The 20,766-nt window shown below is 62.8% G+C and carries 19 protein-coding genes; 3 read left to right on the forward strand and 16 right to left on the reverse strand.

Annotated elements, in window-relative coordinates:
- Positions 1 to 65: 65 nt before the first annotated feature.
- From AAG821_RS14555 to AAG821_RS14570, 4 genes are all read right to left on the reverse strand, one after another.
- Complete coding sequence (locus AAG821_RS14555) at positions 66 to 1,241, reverse strand: ABC transporter substrate-binding protein (RefSeq protein ID WP_341914164.1); 1,176 nt, start codon at positions 1,239 to 1,241, stop codon at positions 66 to 68.
- Between the two features lie 174 nt (positions 1,242 to 1,415).
- Complete coding sequence (locus tag AAG821_RS14560; protein WP_341914162.1) at positions 1,416 to 2,393, reverse strand: PDR/VanB family oxidoreductase; 978 nt, start codon at positions 2,391 to 2,393, stop codon at positions 1,416 to 1,418.
- A gap of 13 nt (positions 2,394 to 2,406) precedes the next feature.
- Complete coding sequence (locus tag AAG821_RS14565; RefSeq protein ID WP_341914160.1) at positions 2,407 to 3,126, reverse strand: GntR family transcriptional regulator; 720 nt, start codon at positions 3,124 to 3,126, stop codon at positions 2,407 to 2,409.
- Between the two features lies 1 nt (position 3,127).
- Positions 3,128 to 4,213, reverse strand: a complete 1,086-nt coding sequence (locus AAG821_RS14570) for an aromatic ring-hydroxylating dioxygenase subunit alpha (RefSeq protein WP_341914158.1) — start codon at positions 4,211 to 4,213, stop codon at positions 3,128 to 3,130.
- A gap of 187 nt (positions 4,214 to 4,400) precedes the next feature.
- On the opposite strand from AAG821_RS14570, the gene AAG821_RS14575 reads away from it, so the two are divergent.
- Positions 4,401 to 5,816 carry an amidase gene (locus AAG821_RS14575; protein WP_341914157.1) on the forward strand — a complete coding sequence of 472 codons (1,416 nt, stop codon included), beginning with the start codon at positions 4,401 to 4,403 and terminating at the stop codon, positions 5,814 to 5,816.
- On the opposite strand, the gene AAG821_RS14580 is transcribed toward AAG821_RS14575, so the two are convergent.
- Genes AAG821_RS14580 through AAG821_RS14600 form a run of 5 tightly spaced genes read right to left on the reverse strand, consistent with a single transcriptional unit; the run spans position 5,813 to position 10,178 of the window.
- Positions 5,813 to 7,030, reverse strand: a complete 1,218-nt coding sequence (locus AAG821_RS14580; protein ID WP_341914156.1) for an NAD(P)/FAD-dependent oxidoreductase — start codon at positions 7,028 to 7,030, stop codon at positions 5,813 to 5,815. The two genes, AAG821_RS14575 and AAG821_RS14580, sit on opposite strands and share 4 nt — an antisense overlap.
- A 20-nt stretch (positions 7,031 to 7,050) precedes the next feature.
- Complete coding sequence (locus AAG821_RS14585; RefSeq protein WP_341914154.1) at positions 7,051 to 7,809, reverse strand: ABC transporter permease; 759 nt, start codon at positions 7,807 to 7,809, stop codon at positions 7,051 to 7,053.
- On the reverse strand, positions 7,806 to 8,666 hold the full coding sequence (locus AAG821_RS14590) for an ABC transporter ATP-binding protein (protein WP_341914152.1): 861 nt from the start codon (positions 8,664 to 8,666) through the stop codon (positions 7,806 to 7,808). Before AAG821_RS14590 ends, AAG821_RS14585 begins: the two co-directional genes overlap by 4 nt.
- On the reverse strand, positions 8,666 to 9,670 hold the full coding sequence (locus tag AAG821_RS14595; RefSeq protein WP_341914150.1) for an ABC transporter substrate-binding protein: 1,005 nt from the start codon (positions 9,668 to 9,670) through the stop codon (positions 8,666 to 8,668). Before AAG821_RS14595 ends, AAG821_RS14590 begins: the two co-directional genes overlap by 1 nt.
- 16 nt (positions 9,671 to 9,686) lie before the next feature.
- Positions 9,687 to 10,178: a VOC family protein gene (locus tag AAG821_RS14600; protein ID WP_341914148.1), complete on the reverse strand. Its 492-nt coding sequence runs from the start codon at positions 10,176 to 10,178 to the stop codon at positions 9,687 to 9,689.
- Between the two features lie 242 nt (positions 10,179 to 10,420).
- On the opposite strand from AAG821_RS14600, the gene AAG821_RS14605 reads away from it, so the two are divergent.
- Entirely contained in the window at positions 10,421 to 11,521 is a 1,101-nt protein-coding gene (locus tag AAG821_RS14605) for a ring-opening amidohydrolase (RefSeq protein WP_341914147.1), read from the forward strand.
- 4 nt (positions 11,522 to 11,525) lie between these two features.
- Here the strand turns inward: AAG821_RS14605 and AAG821_RS14610 are convergent, their stop codons facing one another.
- Positions 11,526 to 12,731, reverse strand: coding sequence for an acyl-CoA dehydrogenase family protein (locus AAG821_RS14610; RefSeq protein ID WP_341914146.1), 1,206 nt, complete (start codon positions 12,729 to 12,731; stop codon positions 11,526 to 11,528).
- Positions 12,732 to 12,821: 90 nt separating this feature from the next.
- Positions 12,822 to 13,724: a helix-turn-helix domain-containing protein gene (locus AAG821_RS14615; RefSeq protein WP_341914145.1), complete on the reverse strand. Its 903-nt coding sequence runs from the start codon at positions 13,722 to 13,724 to the stop codon at positions 12,822 to 12,824.
- Positions 13,725 to 13,876: 152 nt separating this feature from the next.
- Here AAG821_RS14615 and pobA point away from each other — a divergent pair, with 152 nt between their 5' ends.
- Positions 13,877 to 15,058: a 4-hydroxybenzoate 3-monooxygenase gene (gene pobA, locus AAG821_RS14620; RefSeq protein ID WP_341914144.1), complete on the forward strand. Its 1,182-nt coding sequence runs from the start codon at positions 13,877 to 13,879 to the stop codon at positions 15,056 to 15,058.
- A 3-nt stretch (positions 15,059 to 15,061) separates the two neighbouring features.
- Here pobA and AAG821_RS14625 read toward each other — a convergent pair whose 3' ends face one another.
- The 5 genes from AAG821_RS14625 to AAG821_RS14645 form a co-directional block, all read right to left on the reverse strand.
- Positions 15,062 to 16,045 (reverse strand): ABC transporter ATP-binding protein, encoded by a 984-nt coding sequence (locus AAG821_RS14625; protein WP_341914142.1) that lies wholly within the window; start codon positions 16,043 to 16,045, stop codon positions 15,062 to 15,064.
- A complete protein-coding gene (locus AAG821_RS14630; protein WP_341914141.1) occupies positions 16,042 to 17,097 on the reverse strand; it encodes an oligopeptide/dipeptide ABC transporter ATP-binding protein in 1,056 nt (351 codons plus the stop codon). The genes AAG821_RS14625 and AAG821_RS14630 overlap by 4 nt, the downstream gene beginning before the upstream one ends.
- Positions 17,094 to 17,984 (reverse strand): ABC transporter permease, encoded by an 891-nt coding sequence (locus tag AAG821_RS14635; RefSeq protein ID WP_341914139.1) that lies wholly within the window; start codon positions 17,982 to 17,984, stop codon positions 17,094 to 17,096. The genes AAG821_RS14630 and AAG821_RS14635 overlap by 4 nt, the downstream gene beginning before the upstream one ends.
- Positions 17,985 to 17,987: 3 nt before the next feature.
- Entirely contained in the window at positions 17,988 to 18,941 is a 954-nt protein-coding gene (locus AAG821_RS14640; RefSeq protein WP_341914137.1) for an ABC transporter permease, read from the reverse strand.
- Positions 18,942 to 19,011: 70 nt separating this feature from the next.
- Positions 19,012 to 20,628: an ABC transporter substrate-binding protein gene (locus AAG821_RS14645; RefSeq protein ID WP_341914135.1), complete on the reverse strand. Its 1,617-nt coding sequence runs from the start codon at positions 20,626 to 20,628 to the stop codon at positions 19,012 to 19,014.
- Positions 20,629 to 20,766: the final 138 nt, after the last annotated feature.

Genomic DNA, 20,766 nt, shown 5'->3' on the forward strand with positions numbered 1-20,766 from the left:
GCGATCAGTGTCGAAAACGGCCGGCGGTGTTTGCCGCCGGCCGTCATGTTGCACGATTGTCGGCTTTACTTCTTCGCCGCCTTTACCGGATCCTTGACCTTCTCAACGGTGGCGAATTCGACATTGAACAACTCGCCATTCACCTTCTCGACCTTGCGGATGAAGACATTCTGCACAATGTCGCGGGTTTCCGGATCGATCATGACCGGACCGCGCGGGCTGGTCCAGCTCTGCCCCTTCATGGCTTCCAACAGCTTGGTGCCGTCGGCATCGCCATTGGTCTTCTTGAGTGCCTGATAGATCAGGCTCATGCCATCCCAGCCGCCAACACCATGAAAATTCGGCCGCATGTTATTGGACTTCTTGAAGGCTTCAACCAGGGCCTTGTTCTCCGGCGAGTTATGTGCCGCCGAATAATGATGTGACGACACCACGCCGAGCGCCACGTCGCCCATGGCATTGAGGATATCGTCATCCAGCACATCGCCGGTGGCGATCAGCCGGATACCATCCTTGGCCAGGTCGCGTTCGGCGAACTGCTTCATCACGGCCGAACCGGCGCCCGAAGGCACGAAGACGAACAGCGCATCAGGTTTTGCATCCTTGGCGCGCTGCAGGAACGGCGCGAATTCTGGATTCTGCAGCGGCACGCGCAGCTCGGCCAGCACCTCGCCGCCCCCTTTCACGAAGACTTCCTTGAAGGCCCTTTCAGCGTCATGGCCGGGGCCGTAATCGGTCACCAGGGTAACAACCTTCTTGATCCCATTCTTCGGCGCCCATTCCGCCAGCGGCGCGGTGACCTGCGGGAGGGTGAAGCCGGTGCGCACGATATAAGGCGACTGTTCGGTAATGATCGAGGTGGCGGCTGCCATCACGATCATGGGCACCTTGGCCTGGGTGGCCATCGGCGCGGTGGCCAGCGCCAGCGGGGTGAGGCCGAAGCCGGCCAGCACGCTGACCTTCTCGTTGACCACCAGCTCCTGGGCGATGCGCTTGGTGACATCGGCAACGCCGGTGTCGTCCTTGACGATCAGCTCCACCCTCTTGCCGGCCACCATGTTGCCGTTCTGCGCCATGTAGAGTTTCGCCATGCCTTCGATCTGGCGACCGGTGGAGGCGAAGGGACCGGTCATCGGCAGGATCAGGCCGATCTTGACGGTCTGCTGCGCATAGGCGCCGGCCGAGGCGACGAGGCCCAAGCTGGTCACTGCTATGGCTGCAAGAAGATGTCTGCGGTTCATGTGGTCGTTCCTCCGTTTTGATTTTTTATATGTCTCGTTCGCTATTCGCACACGAGTACATCTATCCAACACCAGTTCCGGACTTTGGCGAAACCGCCAAAAGATGCAAGGGGAATCTATAATGACTTTAATCTGTGGAATTGATGAGCGGCGTGCATCTGATCGCCGCCTCCCCTACTGGTCTGCCCGCCAGGCTGTATCGATCACAATCCCACCATGCACAGCGCGCGACACGCAAGCGCAGATCCGGCTGTTATCGCGTTTTTGATGCTCGCTGAGAAAGACGTCGCGGTGGTCGATCTCGCCCTCCAGCGCCATCACATCCACCGCACAGAGACCACACTCGCCGCGACGGCATTCCGCCATCACTTCGACGCCGGCGGCTTCCAGCGCATCCAGCATCGACTGGCCTTCCGGCACTGCCACCTCGACACCCAGCCGCGGCACTTTGACCCAGAAAGGCTCGTTGGGCTTCAGGCCGCCGCTGCCAAAGGTCTCGAAGCGCAGATTGGCCAGCGGCCGGTTCAACGCCGTCATGGTGTCGCGTACTGCCTGCAACAACCGCGCCGGGCCGCAGAAATAGACATCGCCATCGGCGGGGAACCCAGCCAGCTCATGCTGCAGGTCGATGCGGTTGCCGTCTTCAGAGATGAACAGCGTTACCCGGCTGCCCAGTGTCTCTTTCAGTTCCTGGGCAAAGGCCAGATCGCGCTGGCTGCGCACGGCATAGAGCAGGCGGAAATCAGCATTCCGCTGCATGAGGGCCTGGGCCATGCCGAGCAATGGCGTGATGCCGATGCCTCCGGCGATCAGCAGATAGCGCGGCGCACCATACTGCAGCGGGAAATGATTGCGCGGCGAGGTGACCTGCAACCGGGCGCCAGGCAACAGGTTGTGCAGCCAGACCGAACCGCCGCGGCTCGGATTCACCCGCTTGACGGCAATGCGGTAGACATTGCGTCGCGGCTGACCGATCAGCGAATAAGAACGCACATCACGGCGACCACCGATATCGACGGCAATATTGATATGGCTGCCCGGCTCATAGGGAACCACGCCATGCTTCGGCGCGATCTCAAACATGCGAATATCGGGGCCAAAGTCGCGGGTGCTGACAAGCGTGGCATCCATCCAGTCATTCTGGTCATGCATCGTTGTTCACTCCTCAGGCTGACTGACGGATCAGCGCCATGCCGGGCACCAGCTCGCGCGCCCCCTGATGATCCAGCGCCATCACCAGGTTGCGATGGGCAACACGCGAATGCTCGCGCATCAACGCCTCGGCGCGCGCGCCTTCGCGCCGTTCGATGGCTTCCACCACGCTGCGATGCTGTTCCTGCGCCACCAGCAGGATGGCACGCGATTCCGGCAGCATCGCCTGCACCTCGACAAAGGCGCTGGGTGAGGCAAAGGGCAGTGCCACGGCACGCTCGATCTGGCGCGCCACCACGCGGCTGCCCGACATATGAATCAGCAGCTGATGGAACTGCTCATTCAGCTCGACATAGCCGGTCAGCGTATCGGCGCCATGCTCGTCCTGGATCAGGATATCCAGTTTACGCAGGCAGGCCTTGATCTCGCCAATCTGGCCCGGGCTGGGGCCGCGCTCGGCCGCCAGCCGCGCGGCCAGACCTTCCAGCGTGCCGCGCGTTTCGATGGCGTCAAAGATATCGGCCTCGGAAAAATGCCGCACGGCATAGCCACCTGACGGAATCGCCTCCAGCAGGCCCTCTTCCTCCAGCCGCACCAGCGCCATGCGCACCGGCGTGCGCGATACACCGAGGCGGTCGACGATTGACAGTTCCGACAGGCGTTCGCCCGGCTTCAGCTCGCCGCTGAGGATCAGCTCGCGCAGGGAGAGGATGGTTTTGAGCGATTGCGACATGCTATTCGGCCGCCTCCGCGATGCGGCCACCACGCTCGGCCGCGATCATGCGGTCCAGCTTGCGGCGCGCCCACATCGACCCCGCATCGATGTTGAGGTTGTAGAACAGCTTGCCCGGATTGGCATCGATGGCCTTCTGCTGCGCTTCGAGAATGATCTCATCCTCGCGGAAGATGCCGGACACGCCCTGGCGCAGTTCCGTGGTCAGGCTCTGCTCGCCCAGGCGGTAGTTGCGCACGAAGGCCCAGAAGTAATGGCAGGTGCCGGCAGTTTCCGGCGTGATGGTGTTGAGCACGAAGCCGTTAACGCCCTGGCTGCGGTCGCCTTCAGGCGCACCGGTGCCCGCCGGTGCGACGCCGACATCGATGGTCACCGTGCAGGGGGCCTCGAAACGGATGATCTGCCAGCGATCCACCCGGCCCGGCTTGCCCAGTTGCTTGGCCCAGAAGGGCGGCGCCTCGATATCGCGCATCCAGCGGGTAACGGTGGCAAAGCGTTCGCCATGCGTGACATCGAAAGGTGCCTCGGCCACGGCGCGGTTGCCGATACTGGACCCATGCACGAAGGTCTCATGCGTCAGGTCCATCAGGTTGTCGACCACCAGGCGATAGTCGCAATTCACATGGATCAGTTCGCCATCGCCAGCCCAGGCCGGATCGTGATTCCAATGCAGGTCGGGCACGCGGGCCGGATCGGCCAGCGCCGGATCGCCCATCCATATCCAGACAAAGCGATGCTTCTCGACCAGCGGATAACTGCGCACGCAGGCAGAGGGATTGATGGTCTCTTGCGACGGCATATGCGTGCAGCGGCCGCGCGCGTCATAGACCAGGCCATGATAGCCGCAGACCAGACTGCCATCCTCCTGCAGATGCCCCTTGGAGAGCGGTAGCAGGCGGTGCCAGCAGGCATCCTGCAGCGCGACCACGCGATTGTCGGGCTGGCGATAAATCACCAGCTTCTCGCCGCAGATCGTGCGCGGCAGCAGGCTGCGCTTCACCTCATGATCCCAGGCGATCACATACCAGGCATTCAGCGGCCAGGGCGCGGCATCCACATCCATCGTGAAAGGCTGATTGGCGGCCATTCCGACGTCTCCTCCAGTTCTTATGACTTATCGCCTGTATACATTAGAGTCTTGAAATCGGCAAATTTTCGTATTTTGTTCTCTATTTTTTATGATTTTGGGATACATAATAGCTGAATCTGCTGGGTTATTGCCCCGGTAGCCGGCAATGCGTATTCAGGACTGAACCGATTGAAATGAGGACGGCATGATCGAAGCGGCCTGGCGCCTGAGCGCCGCAGACCTGCACAAGGCCTATACCAGCGGCACCCGCTCGCCGGTGGAGGTGACGCAGGCGATCCTCGACCGCATCGCCGTTGTCAATTCGTCCCTGAATGCCGTCGTGCATCTGGATGCCGCCGGCGCCTTGAAAGCCGCCGAAGCCAGCGCGGCGCGCTATCGCGATGGTCGCGCGCTTGGCCCGCTGGATGGCATCCCGGTCACGATCAAGGACAGCCTGGTGGTTGGCGGCATGCCGGCGACCTGGGGCAGCCAGCTGCTGCAAGACAATCTGCCGCCAGCCGATGAACTGCCGATTGCGCACCTGCGCGCTGCCGGCGCCATCCTGCTGGGCAAGACCAATGTGCCGGAATTCACCGTGCAGGGTTACACCTATAACCTGCTGTTCGGCGCTACCGGCAATCCTTGGAATCCTGCGCTCACGCCGGGCGGGTCCAGCGGCGGCGCGGTGGCGTCTGTTGCCGCCGGCTTTGGCCCGATTGCGCTGGGCACCGATGGCGGCGGCTCGACCCGCCGGCCCGCCGGCCATACCGGCCTGGTCGGGCTGAAGCCCAGCATCGGCCGCATTGCCCGCACCGGCGGATTCCCCGAGATCTACAACGATCTGGAAGTGATCGGGCTGTTCGGCCGCAGCATCGCTGATGTTGCCGCCACGCTCTGCGCGCTGTCGGCCCCCGATCCGCGCGACCGGCATTCGCTGGCATTTCCTGCTGCCGTGACAATGGCAGAAACCTTTGCCAGCCCGACCCGGCCGCGCATCCTTTATCTGCCGCGCTTCGGCGCCAATCCGGTCGAGCCGGAAATCATTGCTGCCGTGGATGCCGCCGCCGATATGCTGCGCCAGACCGGCTGTGTGGTCGAGACCGGCGACCTGCCCTTCGATATCGAGGCTGCAACCGCGGCACTCGCCGCGCTGATGCCCACCGGTCTGGCGATGATTGTCGATCGCCTGGGCGGGCCCGCGCGCATCACCCCTGCCCTGCAGCAGATGTATGAAACCGGCAAGGCGGTGCGCGCCACCGACTATCTGGCCGCACTCAATCATGCGGTCGATCTGCGCCGTCAGATGGCGGAGGTCTTCACTCAGTGGGATGCGATCCTGACGCCCAGCGCCGCCGCGCAGCCCTGGGCCAAGGACCGGGTGTTCCCCGAGATCATCGCCGGCGAGAATGCGGGTCCGCGCGGCCATGCCGTCTATACCGGCTGGGTCAATCTCGCCGGCCTGCCTGGCCTCGGCCTGCCGGCCACGCCCGATAGCAAGGGCACGCCGATCGGCTTCCAACTGATCGGCGGCTATGGACAGGATGCCATGCTGCTGGCGCTGGGCCGCCGCTATGAAGCGTTGTCGCCCTGGGCCGAGCGCTGGCCGGCCCTGCCCGCTTAAGCCGCAGGCACGTCGCGATAGAGCTTGACCAGCCGGGCGAGGAAATCCGGCTGCGTCTTGGCCAGGCTGCCGCTGACCGGGTCCGCGCCTGCCAGCATGGTATCCGTGGCATCGCGCGAGAAATCGACCACGAATTCGACACGGGCGCGGCGGCGTTGCTCGATCTTCTCCAGTGCAGCCGTGATATTGCCATCGACGCCATCGGCAAAAGCCGCGCGCAGCTCGGCCGCGGCGATGCAGGCATCTTCAATGGCCTGTGTCGCCCCCTGACCCAACGTCGGCACCATCGGATGCGCGGCATCGCCCAGCAGCAGGATGCGGCGGTTGGCATCGCAGAACTCGGCCGGCGCTTCCTGCAGTCGGGCCCAGTGAATCTCGTTCACGCGGTTGCAGATCGCATCGATCATGAAGGCGCATTGCGCGCTCGGCGGGGCATCGGTCGGTGTATAAAGCGCCCGCAGCACATCGGGCCGCTTGGCCTCGGCCGGCACGTCTTCATCGGGCCGGATCGGGAAGGAACCGGCGATATAGGTGGCATTACCGGGAATGCGGAAGGCCAGCAGCCGATTGGGCCCATTGAACCATTGCTCGTAATCATCGACCAGATCGGGTCGCGCGGTCTCGATCAGCAGGCGGAAAATGCAGACGCCGAGAAACTGCGGCTGCGGCCGGCCAAGAAAGGTTTCGCGCACGCGGGAATAGCGACCATCACCGGCCACCAGCAGATCGACACCATCGATCACGGTACGGCCGGTACGCCGATTGATGGTTTCCACCACGATCGGACCAGCTTCGCCGGCGCGGGCATAGCGCATGGCGGTGACCTCGGTGCCGAAGCGCACATGCTGCTGCACCGGACGGCGCAGCAGGGCATAAAGCTGCGACCAGCGAATGCGGATGCCGGGATTGTCGGCCACCTTCGACAGCGGCAGGTTCATCAACTCGCGGCCATTGGTGAGCGAGATGCGCCAGGTCAGCCAGGGCAGGCTTTCGGCTTCCAGCAGGGCTGCCAACTCGGGCTGGAACAACCGCAGCGCCTTGATCGCATTGGGGCCGACATTGAGCCCCGTGCCGGCTTCGGCATGGTCTTCCGCCGTGGCACGCTCCAGGCAGATCACCTCGACATTGCCTAGCTCGCGCAGGCCATAGGCCAGGATGCTGCCGGCAACACCGGAGCCGACGATGACGATGCGTTTGCGGCCGCTGGCGTCCATGGATTACGTCCCGCTCCCCATTACTTTCCACCCCAATGCACGAAGGTTTTCTCGATGGTGAGGAAAATCCAGTTCATGCCATAGCCCAGCGCGCCGGCGGCAAAGATCGCGGCATACATGGTCGGCATCTCGAACAGCATCTGCGCCTCGATCAGGCGATAGCCAATGCCATCGGATGAACCGATGAACATTTCGGCCACCACGATGATGACCAGCGCCAGCGAAATGCCGTTGCGCATGCCGATGAAGGTCTGCGGCAGGGATTCCCAGAAATAGACATCCTTCAGCACCTGAAACCGGTTGGCGCCCATCACCTTGGCGGCCAGCACGCGGGTCTTGCGGGCATTCATCACGCCGTAGGCCACGTTGAACAGGATCACCAGAACCGAGCCGAAGGCCGCCACCGCGATCTTGGTCTTGTCGCCGACGCCGAACAGCACCAGGAACAGCGGAAACACGGCCGAAGCCGGCGTGGAACGGAAGAAGTCGATAACGAATTCGACCGAGCGATAGACCTTGTCGGCAGCGCCGAGCATGACGCCGAGCGGAATGGCGATAGCCGAGGCGATCAGGAAGGCCAGCACCGTGCGATAGATGGTCTGGGCAAAATCATGCAGCAGCGGACCGCTGACCAAGCCATCGACCAGGGCCTTGAAGGCCTTTTGCGGTGGCGGCAGCAGCACCGGATCGGCGATCTGCAGCAGGGTGGCAACCCACCAGACCAGGATCAGCAGAATGACGCCGATGACGGGATTGAGGCGGGCGAGAAGCGTGCTCATGACAGCTTGGCCTCGCGGCGGAAGATTTCCAGACAGCGGCTTTTGATCTCGACAAATGTCGGATCGGACAGGGTATCGGCCGACCGCGGACGCGGCAGTGGCACCTCGATGAAATCGGCGATCCGGGTCGGCCGGCGCGTCAGCAACAGCACATGGTCGGCCAGGTAGACTGCCTCTTCCAGATCGTGGCTGACGATCACCATTGTGGTGTTCGTTTCCATGAACACTTTCTGCATCTGGTCGCGCATGAACAGCGTCATCTCGTAGTCCAGCGCCGAGAAGGGCTCGTCGAGGAACAGTACTTCGGGTTCCATCACCAGCGAGCGCATGATCGACACGGTCTGCTGCTGGCCACCGGAAAGTTCATACGGATAGCGGTTGAAATCGATCTTGACCTGGAAGCGGCCGAGCAGCTTTTCCACCCGCTCGCTGCGCTCCTTCCGGCTCAGGCCCATCAGCTTGAGCGGATAATGGATGTTGTCGATGGCGCGCAGCCAGGGAAACAGCGCCTCGCGATAATTCTGGAACACATAGCCGATGCGAGTCTCGTCGATGGTCTTGCCATCGAACAATACCTCGCCCTTGTCCATCGGCAGCAGGCCGGCGATCATGTTGATGATCGTGCTCTTGCCGCAGCCATTGGGGCCGAAAACCGAGACCACCTTGCCGCGCGGCAGATCGAGATCGAAATCCTCGTACAGCACGCTGCCCTGGAACTGCTTGGACAGGCCGCGCACGGTAATATGCGTGCCGGGCGGGAACCAGCGATAGGATTTATCGGCCGGCTGGACGGGAGGGGCAGCCTCGACTGCCCCTCCCTTCACCAATCGCATCGCCGCCCGCGTGCGGGACAGCATCAGCTGGAAGCTTTCTTGTCGAGCACCACCAGATACTTGCCGGTCTCGACCGGGTCCTTGATGACGCCACTCTGGATGGTGAAGTCGATCACCTTCTGGAAGTCCTTCTTGTCCTGCGCCGAGAGCTGATCGATCATCAGCATGCGCGGCAACGGAATGGTCATCGCCAGTTCCGGCGGCGTGAAGGTGTTGCCCTTCAGCAGTTCACGGGTGGTCGGGTCCTGCTCGATATCCTTCAGCGCCTTGCGCCAGGCGACCGAGAAGCGCTTGGCCACCTCCGGCCGCTCCTTCATGAACTTGCCGGTGATGGCGCCGCCGGCCATGTAGGCATAGGCCTCTTCGCGACCGATGATGTATTTCGACACCACCCCCGCTTCCACCGTCTTGGCGGCGCCCATGCTGTTCATCACGGTGGCATTCGGTTCCAACGTATAGCCGAAATCGAAGGTACCGGCCTTCATGGCATCGGCATGCAGGTTCATCGCCAGTTCGGTCAGCGTGTAATCGGCACCTTCCTTCATGCCGACGGCACCCAGAACGGCGCGCGCCATGGCCATATTGCCGGCACCGGGCGCCGACATGATTTTCTTCGGTGCGGCACTGGCGGCCTTGATATCCTTCACCGATGCAGCCTGCATGCCGGTCTTGGCAACAAACTGCTCCATCTTGGCGAACTTGTTCTGACCATAGAGGGACATGTAGTAGACCAGCCCCTCCTTCTTGGTATTGGCATTCATGCCATCGACGGTAACCAGATTGGCGCCGGCATCCAGATCCCCGGTCAGCATGCCCTGCACGATCGGCGGCGCGCCCATCAACTTGACCATCTCGGCGTCGATGCCCTGTTCCTTGAAGTAACCGCGTTCGACGGCGACGAAATACGGCAGGGCCGAGGAGACCGGGAAGACGCCGACCTTCACCTTGTCGGCGGCCTGGGCACCGGCAGCGAGGGCGAACAGGGCCGCGCCCGCCAGCATGGTGGTACGGATGAAGCGAATGGTCATTGGTCTCTCCTTTGGATCAGGCGAATTCATATTGTGATGGCTGGAAGAAGCTGGTGCCGGCGACATATCTGCGGCCGGGCGACATATCGGGGGACGCCCCCTGTTCGGCGCGGCCATCGAAAGTGAGTTCGAGCTGCACGCCGCTGGGGTCGTAGACAAAGAGCTGCCAGTAGGTCGTGTTCGGCACCAGGAATTCGCGCCAGTCGATGCCCCGCTGGTGGAAGCGGGCGATGAAGTCGTGATAACCGACTGCCGTCAGCGAAATATGGTCGATGGCGCCGGTGCCGCTCGGCGCCTTGCCCTCGGGCCCCAGCGCCGGCCCGCCGGCATAGATATGGATGATCGCCTCGCCGACCGGCGTGGGCACCGCGATCCAGGCGCCGGGATAGCCGAAATCGGGCCGCGCCACTTCCGCCAGCCCGAGCAGATCGCAGTAGAACCAGCGGGTCTTGGCCAGATCCGCGGTTTTAATAGCGACATGAAACAGTCCGGTGATGATGCCTGCCATGTCTATTGCTGTGCATACAATGTGCCAGCCTGCAGGTCCGGCCAGAGGCCTGGAAAGCCAACCGGACTCGGGGCTGCTGCAGCTTTGCCGTGAAAGTCGTTGGGCTCTCGGTTGCAGGCCGCCCAAGGCTGCGGCAGCGCCGCCCAATATCTGGGCACATGGATCACGCGGGCATAGAATGGCGGCCTTGCAGGGGCGGAATGCATCTTGCTTCGCAGACCGCATTGTTTTCCGGAGCATTCATGCAGGCATCCGTCCATCGACTGTCCATGCGCCACCCTGGCGACCTTTCGGCCCTCGCAGAGCTGTTTGACAGCGGCGCAATGGCGCCAGCCGATGTGGTCGCCGTGATCGGCAAGACCGAAGGCAATGGCGGCGTGAATGATTTCACCCGTGGCTACTTCACGCTGGCCTTTTCCACCCTGCTGGCCGAACGCACCGGCAAATCGCGCGAGGAGATCGTCAAGGCGATCCCCTGCATCCTCTCAGGTGGCACCGAAGGTGTGCTGTCGCCGCATTACCTGGTGTTCGCACGGAGCGCCGCTTCGGCCGTACCGACGGGCGAAAAGCGCCTTGCCATTGGCGTTGCCTTCAGCAAGCCGATGGCACCCGAGCATGTCGGGCGTCGCAGCCACATCGAAATGGTGGCCGATACCGTGCAGGCCGCCATTGCCGATGCCGGCATCACGGATATGGCGGATGTGCATTTCGTGCAGGTGAAAGCGCCCTGCGTCACCGCCGCACGCGCACAGGACGCGGCTGCACGCGGCGCCGCCGTGCTGACCGCGGATTCAAACCGCTCGATGGCCTATGCCCGGGTCGCCGGCGCCTTCGGCGTGGCGCTGGCGCTTGGTGATGCCCGCCCGGCACGGATCACGGAATCCGCCATGTTCGCCGATTATGGCATTGCTTCCAGCCGCGCCAGCATTTCATCCGGCGTCGAGGTCAACTGCAACGAGGTGATCGTGCTGGGCAACGCGGCAAGCTGGAGCGGCGATCTGGCGATTGCGCACCGGCCGATGCGCGATGCACTGGATATCAAGGCTGTCGTGGCCGCGCTGGATGATCTGAATATCGTCGCCGATCCGCAGGTCTCAGAGAATGATGCCCTGCGTATCCGCGGTGTGCTGGTGAAATGCGAGCCGGACCGGCGCGGCATCATCCGCGGCAACCGACATACCATGCTGGACGATACCGACATCAACGCTCAGCGGCATATCCGCGGCGCTGTCGGCGGCATGGTGGCCGGCGTGATCGGCGACGGCCGGATTTTCGTCTCCGGCGGCGCCGAACATCAGGGCCCCGATGGCGGCGGGCTGATCGCCGTCATCGCCAGGGTCTGACGGATTACAGCCCGAGGATCAGCTTCGACATGATGTTGCGCTGGATCTCGTTCGATCCGGCATAGATCGTCACCTTGCGCATGTTGAGATAGCGCGCGGCGACACCATCGGCATAATCCGGGCCGATGCCGGGCTCGTTGGACCCCTCCACCAGAGCCGTATAGGGCGCGGCATAATAGCCGACCGCCTCGGCCGACAGCTCGCTGACCAGCTGCTGCAGCTCGGTGCCGCGCGTCTTCAGCATGGAGGATGCAGCACCGAGATTCTGGCCGCTCTTGGTGCCGCCCAGCACGCGCAGCTCCAGCATCTCCATCGCCATGATGTTCATCTCGGCATCGGCCAGCTTGGCGGCGAAATCCGGATCGGCAGCCAGCGGCTGGCCGCCCTTCTGCTCGGCCTTGGCCACTTTTCGCAGATGCGACAGGTGACGCTTGAGATGACCGGAATAGGCGTTGCCGCGTTCAAATTCCAACAGGTATTTGGCGCAGGTCCAGCCCTGGTTCAATTCGCCGACCAGATTTTCCTTCGGTACCTTCACATCGTCGAAGAAGACCTGGTTGACCTCCTGCATGCCGGGGGAGGATTCATCGATGGTGACGATCGGCGTGACGGTGACACCCGGCGACTTCATGTCGATCAGAAGGAAGGAAATGCCCTCCTGCGGCTTCTTGGTCTGCGCCGTGCGCACCAGGCAGAAGATCATGTCGGCATGCTGGGCTTCAGAGGTCCAGATCTTGCTGCCGTTGCACAGGAAGTGATCGCCCTTGTCCTCGGCCTTCATCTGCAGGCTGGCAAGGTCGGATCCCGAACCGGGTTCGGAATAGCCCTGGCACCACCAGACATTGCTGGCGAGGATATCGGGCAGGTATTTCTTCTTCTGCGCCTCGGTGCCGAATTTCATGATCACCGGCGCCAGCATGCGCGGGCCGAAGGGCACCGTGATCGGCGCGCCGGCAGAACTCATCTCCTGCTCGTAGATATAGCGCTGGGTCGGCGTCCAGCCCGGACCGCCGTATTCCACCGGCCAGTTCGGTGCCAGCCAGCCGCGCTCATTCAGCGCCTTCTGCCAGCGGATATGCAGATGCTTGGCGATATAGCCGGTGCGGGTCCGCGCCATGGCCGCACGCATCTCGGCATCGAATTTCTCGGCGATGAAGGCGCGCACATCGTCGCGGAACTTCAGTTCGTCTGCGGTGAAATTCAGATCCATGGCTTCGCTCCCGACTTTTATGTCCGCCAGAGTATAACAGGCCCGGCGCCACGCAAGACTGCCGGCACGGCATGACGCAACGTCAGGGCATCAACTATCGCTGTTTTGAACGGCTTCGTGGCCGGCGGCGGCCTTGAACTGCTTTGGCGCCATCCCGGCGCGGCGGGTGAAGAACCGTGTGAAATAGGCCGGATCACGGAAGCCCAGCGCATAGCCGGCCTCGGCAATAGTCATCGAGGTGTAAAGCAGGTTGCGCTTGGCCTCGATCAGCAGGCGGGCGTGGATCACATCCAGCGGCGCCTTCTCGGCGACCCGGCGGCAGGCCGCGGTCAGCCGCTTCTCCGTCACGGCCAGATCCTGCGCATAGGTTCTGACTGGGCGGTGCTCGCGGTAATGGGTTTCGACCAGGTTGCGGAAACGGACAAACAAAGCGGCATCGGCATCCCGCGCCAGGGCGGCCTGGCGATCCGCCTGCCGCAACCGGGCCTGCGTCACGAAGATCAGGCGGATATGCGCGGCAATCGCAGCCAGACTGCCGAGGCCGGGGTTGCGGAATTCCTCGGCAATGGCGGCAAACTGTGCCCGCAACATCTCTGCTGCGGAATCGCCGCCATCCAGCGGCAACAGCATCGCCTCGGTCATCGCTGGCCCGATCTCGGCATCGCGGGGCCCGAGAATTTCACCGGCGAAGCTGTCTGACAGGGTCACCACCCAGCCCTCAGTGCCGGGCTGGAAGCGATAGCCATGCACCACGCCGGGCGGCACGGTCACCAATACGGGTGCGCGGAAATCCTGCGCCAAGCTATCGGCCCGCAATTCGCCGCCACCGCCGACGGCAAGCAACAACTGAAACAGGTTGGAGTGCCGGTGCGGCGCGATGAGCCAATCGTGCAAGATGCTGCGGGCAGGAATGGTTTCGACATGCAGGAAGTGCAGTCCGGCTTCTTTGTCGGCTTCGCCATATAGAAAGAATTTTGGAATATTATCAGTCATTTATTTTATTTTTCAGGCGCCACGTCTATTGGCGCGACACCATCGCCTCGCCACGACCCTTTGGCTTAAAAGTACAAAACAAAGGCCGCTGCGTCCATTTCCGCAAAAGCCAGATTGGGCCATTCTGGAACTGTTGTAAGGGAGAGGAAACCATGCGTACCCAAGTCGGTATCATCGGCGCCGGCCCAGCCGGGCTGCTGCTGTCACATCTGCTGCATCTCGTCGGCATCGAGTCCGTAATCCTGGAAGCGCGTGATCGCCCTTATGTCGAGGGCCGCATCCGCGCCGGGGTGCTGGAACAGGGCACCGTCGATGTGCTGAATGAGACCGGCCTTGGCGCCCGCATGAACACCGAAGGCCTGCTGCACCACGGCACCACGCTGCGCTTCCGCGGTCGGAACCATCATATCGATTTCGTCGACCTCACCGGCAAGGCCGTGATGGTCTATGGCCAGCATGAGGTGGTGAAAGATATCGTCGCCCAGCGCCTGGCCGATGGCGGCCAGATTCTATTCGAATCGTCCGATGTCGCGGTGCATGACATCGAAAGCGAAAAGCCGTTCCTCACCTGGACCGACAAGCAGGGTAAGGCGCAGCGGCTGGACTGCGATTTCATCGCCGGCTGCGACGGTTTCCACGGCATAAGCCGGCCGGCCATTCCGGCCTCGCTGCAGCAGAATTACGAGCGCGTCTATCCCTTCGGCTGGCTCGGCATCCTGGCGCGGTCCAAGCCGGTGCAGGAAGAGCTGATCTATAACCTGCATGACCGGGGTTTCGCGCTGTTCAGCATGCGCACGCCGGAGATCACCCGCCTCTATCTGCAATGCCAGCCCGACGAAGACATCGCCAACTGGTCCGATGACCGCATCTGGGCAGAGCTGCACCACCGCCTGGAGGGTGATGACCGGCTGAAACTGGCGGAAGGCCCGATCCTGCAGAAGAGCGTGACACCAATGCGCAGTTTCGTCAGCACGCCGATGCGGCATGGCCGCTTGTTCCTGGCCGGCGACTCCGCCCATATCGTTCCGCCGACCGGCGCCAAGGGCATGAATCTGGCAGTGGCCGATGTGCGCTATCTGTCGCGCGCACTGGACGCCTATTACAAGAAGAACAGCAGCGACCTGCTGGGCAGCTATTCCGATCTCTGCCTGCGCCGGATCTGGAAGGCGCAGCGGTTCTCCTGGTGGATGACCTCGCTGCTGCACAAGTTCGACGAGCGCAGCACCTTCGAGAACGAAGTGCAACTCGCCGAATTGGACTATGTGGTCAGCTCACGCGCCGCAAAGACATCGCTCGCCGAGAATTATGTCGGCTTGCCGTTTGAGGATCAGTAAGTCCTAGGCGGCAACCGCCTCGCTCAGCCGCACGCAGCGGGCCGCATGGCCCGGCCCGATCTCCACCACCTCGGGCGGCGCCACCATGCAGGCTGCGGCAGCATGCTTGCAGCGCGGCGCAAAGGAACAGCCCGGCGGCAGCGCGGCCAGATCCGGCGGTGCCCCAGGGATGGCATCCAGCCGCGCGCCTGACATGGCATCATGGGCGCGCGAAGCCAGCAGGCCTTGCGTATAGGGATGCCGCGGGTTGCGGATGATATCTCGCACGCTGCCGGTCTCGACGATGCGGCCGGCGTACATCACCGCCACGCGGTCGGCGACCTCGACGGCGACGCCGATGTCATGGGTCACCAGGATCACCGACAGGCCGAGTTCGCGCTGCAATTCGCGCAGCAGCAGCAGAATCTGAATCTGCACCGTGGCATCCAGCGCCGTGGTCGGTTCGTCGGCCAACAGGATCTGCGGGTTGCAGGCCAGCGCCAGGGCGATCATGGCGCGCTGACGCATGCCGCCCGACATTTCATGCGGAAACGCCTGCAGGCGACGCTCGGGCGAGGGAATCTTCACCTTCTGCAGCAGGGCCAGCGCACGGGCATGAGCCTCGGCGCTGGATACCGGCTCATGGCGGCGAATGGCTTCGGTGATCTGGGCACCGACGGTATAGACCGGATCCAGCGCCAGCAGCGGCTCCTGGAAAATCATCGACGCCACTTTGCCGCGATAGTCGGCCAGCGCACGCCCGGACAGCTTGAGGATGTCCTGGCCCGCGGCCACCACACTGCCGCTCATCTTGGTGCGCTTCCTGGGGTGCATGTTGAGCAACGAGCGCAACGTGACGCTTTTGCCGGAACCGGACTCACCCAGCAACGCCACCACTTCGCCGCGCTGAACCGACAGCGTCACGCCATTCACGGCATGCACGGGCTTGCGGCCACCGGTGAAGGTCACGTTCAGGTCGCGGATATCGATCATCGGCATATCGCTCATTCCGCCGCCTCCGCTGCGGGTGCAGATGCATGGCCCGAGCCGGGCTGGCGCATCAGGCAGGAAACACGCTGGCCGCTAGCCACTTCGGCCAGTTCCGGGGCCACCTTGCTGCAAACATCGCTGACAAAACTGCATCGCGTGTGAAAGCGACAGCCGGGCGGCGGGTTGATCGGGTTGGGCGGGTCGCCATACAACGGCGCTTCCACAGTGCGATCATCAGGGTCCATTGCCGGCATCGAGGCCAGCAGTGCCGCACTGTAGGGATGTGCCGGGCGCTCGAAAATCGCATCGGCGGCACCGATCTCGGCCACCTTGCCGAGATACATCACCATCACGCGATCGGCCATGAAGCGGACGACATTCAGGTCATGCGAGATGAAGATATAGGTGAGTCCGAATTCCTCCTTCAGATCGAGCAGCAGGTTGAGCACCTGTGCTTCGACTGATTTATCGAGTGCCGATACGGCCTCGTCGAGGATCACCAGGCGCGGCTCCAGCGCAAGCGCGCGGGCGATGTTGATGCGCTGGCGCTGACCGCCGGAGAGTTCATGCGGATACCGGCCGGCGAAGCGGTGCGGCTCCAGACCCACCCGGGCCAGCAGGTCATGGGCACGAGCCAACGCCTCGCGGCGCGGCACGCCATGCACCCGCGGCGCGAAGGCGATCGAATCCTCGATGGTGAGGCGAGGATTCAGGGACGCATAGCTGTCCTGGAATACCATCTGAACCTGGCGGCGGTAGTCCGACAGCGAAACATCATGGCCGACGCTCTCGCCATCAAAGACGATCTGGCCCTGGTCAGGCTGGATCAGGTGCATCAGCAGACGGGCGGTGGTCGATTTGCCACAGCCGGACTCACCGACGATGCCCAGCGTCTCGCCTTTCAGCAGTTCAAAATCCACGCCATCCACGGCGCGCACTACGGTGTTGCTGCGGCCCAACAGGCCCTTGCCGACGGGGAAGTGCTTAATCAGGCCCTGGACGGTGAGCAGCGGCTGACGCGGACCGCCGCGATCACGGGCATCCACTGCGGTATCAGGCAACACGCTCATTGCCGCACGTCCATGGCCGTGCGCAGGCCGTCGGAGAACAGATTGAAAGAGATCGAGGTGATGAAGATCATCACGCCCGGCAGCGCGGCCACCAGCGGATTGACATAGATCGCCGTGCGCAGGGTATTCAGCATCAGGCCCCATTCCGGTTCCGGCGGGCGTACACCAAGGCCGAGGAAGCTGAGGCCCGAGGCCAGAATCATCGACACCGAGATCAGGCTGGTGGCGTAGACAAAGATCGGGCTGAGCACATTGCCCAACACATGCACGCGCACAATGGTGAACCCGCCGGCACCGCTGGCACGCGCCGCCTCGACATAGTCGCGATTGCGCACCTGGGTGGTCACGCTTTCAGCGACACGGGTGATCGGTGGAATGAACACGATGGTCAGGGATACCAGCGCATTGGTCAGGCCCGCCCCCAGTGCACCCGACAGGGCGACAGCCAACAGAACAGAGGGGAAAGCGTAAAAGATGTCGATGGTGCGCATGATCACGGTGTTCAGCTTGCCGCCGATATAGCCTGCACAAATACCCAAGCCCGACCCGATCACAAAAGCAGCCAGAACTGGTGTAACCCCCATGAACAGCGACAGCCGCGCGCCGAAGATAAGGCGCGAGAGCATATCGCGCCCCAGTTCGTCGGCGCCGAGCGGATAGCCGGGTGTGCCGACCGGACGCAGGCGGCGCAGCATGGACCCGCGCACCGGATCAGCCGGTGCCAGATAGGGTGCGAAGATCGCCATCAGCACCAGCGCCACAATGATCACCAGAGCGACCATGGCAACCGGATCGCGGCTGATGCGGCGCACCACGCCGCGCCAGTAACCCTCGGAAACCTGGATCGGAGCGATCGTGACCTTGCCGTCCAAAGCGCCAATAGCCATCGCTCAGGCCCTTTGGATGCGCGGGTCAAGTGCAGTTTGCAGCACGTCGACCAGCAGGTTGAGCAAAACGAAAAACATCGCCAGCACCAGGATGGTGCCCTGCAGCAGCGGCAGATCGCGCTGGAAGATGGCGGCATTCAGCAGGAAGCCGGTACCGGGCCAGGAGAACACCGTCTCGATCAGGATCGAACCGCCGAGCAGATAGCCGAGCTGCAAACCCATCACGGCCAGTGCCGTCGGTGCTGTGTTTTTCACCACGTGGCGGAAGATGCCACGATCCATCAAACCTTTGGCGCCCAGGGCTTGGACGAATTCCTGCGACAGGATTTCCGCCACCAGGGCACGGATGGTGCGGGCGATCACGCCCATGGGAATCACCGACATGGTGATGGCCGGCAGGATCAGATGGCGGATATGCGCCCAATCCCAGGTCCAGTCGGCCGAGCCGCCCGGCCCGGCCCCGGTGGCCGGCAGCCAGTTGAGCTGCACCGAGAAGATGATGACCAGGACCATGCCGAGCCAGTAATGCGGCACGCTGACGCCAAGCACCGAAAGCGCTGAGGCAATGCGATCCACCGCCGAACCGCGATAATAGCCGGCGACAAAGCCGAACAGGCAGCCGAAGAAGAAACCGATGGCTGTGGCCACGGCGGAAAGGATCAGGGTGTTGCTGACAGCGCGGGAAACCTCGGTCAGCACGGCACGGCCGCTGGCGATCGAAGTGCCGAGATCGCCAATCATGACCTTGCCGAGCCAGATCACGTATTGCACCGGCAGCGGCTTGTCGAAGCCGTAGGCTGCACGCATGGCGGCCTGCTGTTCGGCGCTGGCATCGATCGGCATCACCGCAGTGAGCGGATCGCCGGGTGTGATATGCACCAGCAGGAAGCAGACGACGCTGACGCCGAAGGCGACCGGCAGCACATACAGCAGCCGCTTGAGGGTATAGATCAGCATGGGCGGTCCGTCATGGGGCTACGGAAAACTGCAACAGCCGGCCCCGCCAAAGCGAGGCCGGCTGCCGTGATCACTTCGCCATCGTGATCGGCGAGAAGTCCTGGAACCAGTTCTGCGCCTGCACGAAACCCTTCACCTTCGGGCTCATCGCACGAGCGTTGACATCGTGGGTCACCATCAGGAACAGCGCTTCGTTGACATACTTCTCATGCACCTTCTGCAGAACCTTGTCCTGCTCCTTGGCATCGAAGGTGTTGCGGACATCGTTAAACAGCTTGTCCATCTCCGGGTCGCAGTAATGACCCCAGTTGGTGCCATTCGGCGCGACCAGGTTGCATTGCAGATGGCGGATGAAGCCGGTGAACGGATCCTGGATGAAGTAGGTGAAGTTGATCGAGGTGCCGCCGCGGGCACTTTCGCTTTTCGCACCGGCACGCCAGATGTTGATCAGCTGGTTCCACTCCACCACTTCAAAGTCGATCTGGATGCCGATTTCAGCCAGGCTCTGCTGGACGAACTCGTTCATCGGCAGCGGCAGCATCTGGCCCGAGCCCGAGGGCGAGATCAGCGCCTTGGTCTTCAGCGGCTTGCCGGGGCCATAGCCGGCCTCCTGCATCAGCTTCTTGGCTTCGGCCAGATCGTACTTCACCTTGAAGGTCGGATTGCCGAACCACTGATTGCCCGGCGGCACAAAGCCTTCGGCGGGGATCATCAGGCCGCCCAGCAGTTCCTTCAGAGCCATACGATCGATCGCCAGATTGGCCGCCTTGCGAACGCGGATATCGTTCCAGGGCGAGCCTTCGGCGCGCGACAGATGCCAGGTCCAGTTATGCGGATAGGCATTGGTGACAATGGTCAAACCAGCCTGCTTCAGCGAGGCGACCGCATCGGGCGCCGGCGCTTCGATCCAGTCGACCTGACCGGACCGCAGGGCGGCGACGCGGGCATTCGGCTCGGGCAGCGGCAGCAGCACGATCTTGTCGAGCTTCGGCACTCGCGCCTTGTCCCAGTAAGCAGCATTGGGCGACAGTTCGGCCCGCTCGCGCGGCACGAAGGCGGTCAGCTTCCACGGGCCAGTACCCGAGGGCGTCTTGGCGAATTCATCCCAGCTCTTGCCGAGTTTTTCCCATTGCGCCGGCGAAGACATCATTACCCAGGCGATCTGGTAGGGCAGCGTCGCATCCGGAGTCTTGGTGATGATCTCGACCGAATACTTGCCAGCGACCTTGTAACTGGCGACGGCGGGAATACGCGACAGGCCCTGCGCTGACTGGCGCGGATCGAATTGCGGGACATCCTTTTTCAGCAGCTTGTCGAGGTTCCACACCACGGCATCCGCCGTGAATTCGCTGCCATCATGGAATTTCACGCCTTCGCGCAGCGTGAAGGTCCACTTCGTCTTGTCCGTGGCATCGACGCCCCAGCTGGTCGCCAGACCGGGGGTCAGCACCGACGGCTTGTCGAATTTGCTCATGTCCCAGTTGATCAGGCCGTCATAGACCGTATAGCCCATGAAGCGCATGCCCTCGCCACCCTGGTCGGTCTGACCGGTGGTGAGTGGAATGTCAGAAGCTGTCATGCCGATGCGCAGCACGCCCTGCGCCTGCGCCGACACAGCGGTCAGCCCGGTAAGGGCGGCCGCAGCCAGCAGCGACAGCAGAAACGGAGAAGTCTTTTTGTGAGCCATGTGTTCACCCCGGGTTAGTATTGGGAGTGAAGACGCAAGGTCCGTGCCACAGGGCAAACGGCTGATTCGACGCACACAAATGAAGGCGGCTGCGAGTCCTGCCCAACCCGAGGCCAGCGCTGCCTCAGAATTGGGCAG

Origin of the sequence: Ferrovibrio terrae (genome assembly GCF_943372915.1) — a bacterium.
GTDB classification, from domain to species: Bacteria; Pseudomonadota; Alphaproteobacteria; order Ferrovibrionales; family Ferrovibrionaceae; genus Ferrovibrio; species Ferrovibrio terrae_A.